A 5,971-nucleotide genomic window follows, 5' to 3' on the forward strand; every position below is an offset into this window, starting at 1 on the left:
ACGAAGGTCGCGGCCACCTTGCCGAAATCCATCAGGCGCAGGGTGCGGCGGCCCAGCCAGCAGCCGCTCGCCACCGAAACGCCGTCGGCGTAGCAGCCGTCCGTTTCCACGAAGACCATCACCCGTTTGTCGCTGCGGGGCAAACTCAGGCCCAGCCACTCGCCCGCCAGCAGCGCCGAGCGTGCGCCGAGCACCTGTCTCGGGCAGAGGTGACCGTGCAGCGCGGCGCTCTTTTCTAGCAGCGCAGGCAGTTCGGGCCGGGGCAGGGGGTCAGGCATCCGTGCCCGCCATCCCAGCCGCGAGAGAGACGGGCTGCCCAGTTCGGGCTGAGCGGTAGAGGGCGTCCAGCACACGGGCCTGCGCTACAGCGTCGGCGGGTGGATACAGGAGCGGCCCCTCTCCCCGCGCCGCCTGCTGAAAATGAGCCACCATGCGGGCATAGGCGTTGGCGGGGGGAATCTCCTCGGTGCGTTCGCCCGCCTCCGTCTGGATTCGCAGTTCCACCGCTTCGTCGGGGCGTCCGCTGGCGATGCGCCGGGTGTCCAGGGTGCCGCCCGTGCCCACCAGGGTGACGCGCTCGGTGGGCGGCTGTGTCCAGTCCACGCCGCACTCCAGCGTCACCAGCGTGCCGGGGTATTCCAGTTGTCCGCTCAGGCCGAGGTCCACCGGGTTCTCCCCAGTCGTCCAGCGTGCGCGGGCGAAGGCGGAGATCGGCTCTCCGAGCAGCAGTCGGGCGAGATTGACGCCATACGTTCCCACGTCGTAGAGCGCCCCGCCGCCCTGCGCCGCGTTCCAGCGGAAGTCGTCCGGGTGGGTCATCCGAAAGCCGAAAGCGGCGTGAACGGCCCGGAGTTCACCGAGTTCGCCCCTGTGCACGATGTCCAGCATCCGGCGCATGTAGGGGTGAAAACGGGGCGCGAAGGCTTCGAGCAGGGTGCGCTCACTGTCCGCAGCGGCGTCCGCGAGGCGCTGGGCTTCGGCGGCGTTCAGGGCGAACGGCTTTTCGATGAGGACATGCTTGCCCGCCCCCAGCGCCGCCAGTCCCCAGGGACAATGTAAGTCGTTGGGCAGGGGAATATAGACGGCGTCCACGTCGGCGTTCAGCACGTCCTGATAGCCGCCGACCAGCGGCACGTCCCAGGCCTGTGCGAAAGCCCTGGCCCGCTCGCTGTGTGGGTCGCGCACGCCCAGCGCCGTCACCTCGCCGCCCGCCTCACGAATGGCCGGAAGCAGCGCCTGTGCAATTCGCGCCGCCCCCAGAATGCCCCAGCGAAAGGTCGTCATTCGCTCATCTTAGGTGAGGGCTGCCGGAGAACTGCTCTAGACTCGCCCCATGCTCGTTTCCGGTTCTGTGCAGCAGCTCCTCTCACGCGAACGTGAGCTTCTCGGCGACCTTCAGGCCTTTCTGGAAAGCCAGGGTGCGCCGCCCGAAGTGACCGAACATGCCCGCACCGCCGCCCGGATGCTGGACGAAGCCTTCCTGCTGGTGGTCGTCGGTGAGTTCAACGCGGGCAAGAGCAGTTTCGTCAATGCGCTGCTGGGGGCGCAGGTGCTCCCCGAGGGCGTCACCCCGACCACAGACCGGATTTATGTGTTGGTACACGGTGAAAAGGCGGGCGAACTCGAACCCACCCGCGACCCCTTCGTGAGCCGCCTGACCCATCCGCTGCCCAGTCTGGAAGGCGTGGCGCTGGTAGATACGCCCGGCACCAACGCCATCATTCGCCAGCATCAGGCGCTCACCGAAGGCTTTTTGCCCCGCGCCGACTTGGTGCTGTTTCTGACGAGTGCCGACCGCCCCTTCACCGAGTCCGAGCGCCAGTTCCTGAGCCTCGCCGCCCGCTGGGGCCGCAGCGTGGTGATGGTGGTCAACAAGGCCGACCTGCTCGAAACGCCCGAACAGGTGGCGCAGGTGGGGGCCTTCGTGGAAACCGGCGCACGCGGCGTGCTGGGCCTGAACCCGCCGGTCTTTCTGGTCAGCGCCCGCCGTGAGCAGCGCGGGGGAGACGCCGGATTCGCGGAGTTGCGCCGCGTGCTGCAAAGCCGCCTGTCCGAGACCGAGCGGGCGCGGCTCAAGCTGGCGTCTCCGCTGGGCACCGCTGCCGAGCTGCTGTCCGGCGAACAGGCGAGAACCAAGGCGGCCCAGGCGACCTTGCAAGAAGACCTGCACATTCTGGGCGACCTCGAACGCCAGCGCGAGCGCCACCACGAGACGATGCGCGGCGAACTCGACGGGCAGCTCAACCGCATTTCGCGCCTGCTCAGCGAGTTCGAGCTGCGGGCCGACAAGTTCATCGACGACAAACTGCGCTTCGGCAACCTGCGCGGGCTGATGAACTCGCGTGAACTCGAAGAGCAGTTCCGCACCGAGGCGGTGGCCGAGCTGCCTGACGCGCTCGACCGACAGTTCGGCTCCATGATTGACCGTTTTGTCGAGAGCAACATGCACTTCTGGGAAGACGTGCAGGCCCTCCTGATTCGCCGCCAGCCCAGCAGCGAGGTGGCCCGCACCCGCTTTTCCTATGACCGGGGGGCCTTGCTGGAAGGCATCGCCGGGAGCGCCCGCGAACACCTGGCGACCACCACCGAGCACGAACTCGCCCGTCAGCTTTCGCAAGATGCCGAGGACGCCATGAAAGGCGTGATTGGCGGTCTGGCCGGGGGCGTGGGCATCGGCGCGGGCATCGGTGCCCTCATCGGCGCGACGGCGCTCGACTTTACCGGGGGCATTCTGGCGGGCTTGACCCTCGGCAGCCTGGGTCTGTTCGTTCTGCCCAACAAACGCATTCAGGCCCACCGCCAGCTCCGTCAGAAGGTGGCCGAACTGCGCGAGGCTCTGGAGCGCATCGTCCGGCGCGAGTACGAACGCGAGCAGGAACGCGCCGACGCCCGCCTGCGTGACGCCACCCTGCCCTACACCCGCTTTACCGAGGAGCAGCAGGAGCGGCTGGGCAAGGCCGACCAGCGCAGCGCCGAGCTGCTCGCCCGCCTGGAAGCGTTGCGGCAAGACGTGGCCCGCCTCGACACCCCGGCCTGAATTCCGACAAAGAGAGGAGGGGGACGGTTCATCAGCCGTCCCCCTCCCTCTATTCTGCTCTGCTCAGCTTTCGACGCGCCGCAGCATCACGCGCCCGCCTTCCACTTCGGCCACGTGGCTGCCTTCCTGCTCGGTGGCTTCGTAGCTCACGTCCACCGCCAGCACCTCGCCCGCGATGAAGTCGCGCCACTCCTGCGCGGCCTCCAGCATGTCGCCTTGCACGTCCAGCGCAAGTTGGATGCGGTCTTGCACCTCAAACCCCGCCGACTTGCGGGCTTCCTGAATGGCCCGCACGAGGTCACGGGCCAGCCCTTCACGCAGCAGTTCGGGCGTCAGCGCGGTGTCGAAGGCGACCAGATAGCCCGCGTCCTCGGCGGCGGCGACGCCTTCGGGGGCTTTGGCGTCCACCAGCACGCTTTCGGGCGTCAGGTCAAAGCTGCTGCCATCGGCCTGCACGCTGAAGCCCTGACCCGCCGCGACCGCCTGGGCCACGGCGCGGGCATCGGCCTCGGCCAGCGCTTTTTTCAGCAGCGGCAACTGCTTGCCGTACTGCTTGCCCACCACGGGCAGGTTGGGCCGCAGGCTGTACTGCACCAGGTCAGTGTCACCCTCCAGGAACGTCACCGACTTGACGTTCAGTTCCTCCATGATTTGCTCTTGCGAACGCTTGAGGGCCTCCAGCGCGGCAGGAGAAGCCGCCCGCACCTGCACGCCCGCCAGCGGTTGACGGGTCTTGAGGTTGTGCGCCCCACGCACGGCGCGGCCCAGTTCCACGACCTTCATTACGGCGGCCATATCTGCGGTGAGTTTGCTGTCCAGACGCTCGGCGCGGACCTGGGGCCACTCGGTCAGGTGAACCGAGGAATCCTGCCCCGAGAGGTTGCGGTATAGCGCGTCCGCCAGGAACGGCGTAAACGGCGCGGTCAGTTGCGACACCACCAGCAGCGCCTCGTGCAGCGTGGCATAGGCAGCAGTGTCCACGTTGCCCCCCTCGCCCCAGAAGCGGCTGCGGCTGCGGCGCACATACCAGTTGCTCAAGTCGTCCACGAAGCGTTCCAGAGCGCGTCCGCCGCCGCGTGCGTCGTAGGCTTCCAGCGCGTCGGTGACGCCTTGCACGGTTTCTTCCAGGCGGGCCAGCAGCCACCTGTCCATTTCGGGGCGCTCGGCGACAGCGGGCGCGGCCTTCAGGTCAGGCTGGTCAAGGTTGGCGTACAGCACGAAGAACGAGTACACGTTCCACAGGGTGTTGACATAGCTGCGCTGCGCCTCCGCCACCAGCCGCTCGGAGAAGCGCTTCTGGTCGCCGGGGTCGGACGCCATGAACATGTACCAGCGCACCGAGTCGGCCCCGTACTTGTCGAAGACAGGCAGCGGCTCCACCACGTTGCCCTTGCTCTTGGACATCTTCAGGCCCTTTTCGTCCACGATGTGCCCCAGGCAAATCACGTTCTTGTAGGCGGGCTGGTCGTACAGCATGGTGGAGATGGCGTGCAGCGAGTAGAACCAGCCACGCGTCTGGTCAATCGCCTCGCAGATGTAGTCGGCGGGGTAGTGCTTCTCGAACTGCTCCGCGCCGCGCACCGCTTCGCCCTGTTCGTTCAGCAGCAGGCCCCACTGGGCGTAGGGCATAGACCCCGAGTCGAACCATACGTCCAGCACTTCAGGAATGCGGCGGTACTCCTTGCCGTCCAGAGTAAAGGTGATGTCGTCGATGTAGGGGCGGTGCAGGTCCAGTTCGCTCAGGTCGCGCCCCGACAGTTCGGAGAGTTCCGCCACGCTGCCCACCACTTTCAGGTCGCCGTCCTCGCTCATCCAGAAGGGCAGCGGCGTGCCCCAGTAGCGCTCGCGGGAGATGGCCCAGTCCACGTTGCCTTCCAGCCAGTTGCCGAAGCGCCCGTGCTTGATGTTCCCCGGCACCCAGTTGATTTTTTCGTTCTGGGCCAGCATGTCGTCCGCCACCTGCGACGTGCGGATGTACCAGCCCTTCTTGGCGAAATAGAGGATGGGGTCGCCCGTGCGGTCATGGAAGGGGTATCTGTGCTTCAGGGTGCCCGCCCAGAACATCAGGCCCCGCGCCTTCAGGTCGGCAATCAGACCCTTGTCGGCACCCTTGAAGAATTTGCCGCGCTCGTGGGTGACTTGCAGGATGCCGTGGTCGTCCACCCCGAACATCAGCGGAGCGCCGTAAGCTCGCGCCACCTCCAAGTCTTCCGCGCCGTAAGCGGGGGCTTCGTGGGCCACGCCCGAGCCGTCCACGTCGCTCACGAAGTCCGCCATCACCACGAAATGCAGCACGGGCTTGCCGTCGCGCCGCTCGTGGAGTTCCTTCACCACGCCCAGTTCGGGGGCGACCTCGGGGAAAGGCGGCTCGTATTCCACCCATTCCAGGTCACGGCCTTTCAGGGTCGCCAGCACGTCCAGCGGCGCGGCGTCCTTGTGCAGCGCGGAGAGGCGTTCCACCGCGCCCGCTGCCACGATGATGCGCCCGCTGGGGCTGTCCGCCACCACATAGTCCAGTTCGGGATTCACGGCAGCGAGGGTGTTGCTCGGCAGCGTCCAGGGGGTGGTCGTCCAAACCAGCAGGCTCAGGCCCTCGCGCTGCTCCGGGGTCAGGGCACTCAGCGCGGCGTGGGCGCGTTCGGGCAGCGTGTCCCAGATGATGGGCAAGCGGACATACACGCTGGGGTCGTCCACCATGCGGTAAGAGTCCACCTCGCCCAGTTCGGCCCGCGACAGGGTAGAGGAGATGCGTGGCGAGAGCGGCACCACCTTGTAGTCCTGCGCCACGAGGCCCTTTTCATGTAGGCGCTTCAGCAGATTCCAGACCGATTCCACATACTCGTTGTGGTAGGTCACATACGGGTCGTCCAGGTCCAGCCAGTAGCCCATGCGCTCGGTCAGTTCGTTCCAGTCCTGAATGGTTTCCCAGACCGA

The 5,971-nt window shown here is 66.8% G+C and carries 4 protein-coding genes; 1 reads left to right on the top strand and 3 read right to left on the bottom strand.

Annotation, left to right across the window (positions count from 1 at the left end; genetic code table 11):
• Both Q4C89_RS03065 and Q4C89_RS03070 read right to left on the bottom strand, forming a co-directional pair.
• Positions 1-278, bottom strand: a 278-nt coding sequence (locus Q4C89_RS03065) for an FmdE family protein (RefSeq protein ID WP_303101135.1), incomplete at its 3' end; no start/stop codon positions are given.
• Complete coding sequence (locus Q4C89_RS03070) at positions 271-1,284, bottom strand: Gfo/Idh/MocA family protein (RefSeq protein WP_303101136.1); 1,014 nt, start codon at positions 1,282-1,284, stop codon at positions 271-273. The genes Q4C89_RS03070 and Q4C89_RS03065, both read right to left, overlap by 8 nt.
• Positions 1,285-1,333: 49 nt before the next feature.
• On the opposite strand from Q4C89_RS03070, the gene Q4C89_RS03075 reads away from it, so the two are divergent.
• Complete coding sequence (locus Q4C89_RS03075; RefSeq protein WP_303101137.1) at positions 1,334-3,037, top strand: dynamin family protein; 1,704 nt, start codon at positions 1,334-1,336, stop codon at positions 3,035-3,037.
• Positions 3,038-3,100: 63 nt separating this feature from the next.
• On the opposite strand, the gene ileS is transcribed toward Q4C89_RS03075, so the two are convergent.
• Positions 3,101-5,971, bottom strand: a 2,871-nt coding sequence (gene ileS, locus Q4C89_RS03080) for an isoleucine--tRNA ligase (protein ID WP_303101138.1), incomplete at its 5' end; no start/stop codon positions are given.

The sequence above is a fragment of the Deinococcus sp. genome, assembly GCF_030523985.1.
Lineage (GTDB): Bacteria > Deinococcota > Deinococci > Deinococcales > Deinococcaceae > Deinococcus.